The organism is Psychroserpens mesophilus (assembly GCF_050617655.1).
GTDB lineage: Bacteria > Bacteroidota > Bacteroidia > Flavobacteriales > Flavobacteriaceae > Psychroserpens > Psychroserpens mesophilus_A.
In genome coordinates, this window is the sequence record NZ_JBODQC010000585.1 from 1 (window position 1) to 229 (window position 229).

Consider the following 229-nt stretch of genomic DNA (forward strand, 5'->3'; position numbering starts at 1 on the left):
CTTCGACACCTTCGTGGCCCTAGGCCGCCGGGTAGGTGATGTCGACCTCGTACGGCTTGAACTTGCCGCCGGTGTGCTTCTCGATGTTGCGCAGGCGGGCCATGTCGTCGGAGTCCAGCACGGGCTGGGACACTTCGAGGCGCATCGGCGGGTTCACCGCGTTGATGTCGAGCAGGTTGGGCTTCGGGCCGATGAACGACACGAGCGACATCACCACGGCTTCGCGGAT

The 229-nt window shown here is 64.6% G+C and carries 1 protein-coding gene; it reads right to left on the reverse strand.

Going from position 1 to position 229, the window contains the following annotated elements:
* Positions 1-19: 19 nt before the first annotated feature.
* Positions 20-229 (reverse strand): glutamate synthase central domain-containing protein (locus tag ACRHNM_RS18525; RefSeq protein ID WP_431138090.1); only part of this gene is annotated, 210 nt, incomplete at its 5' end.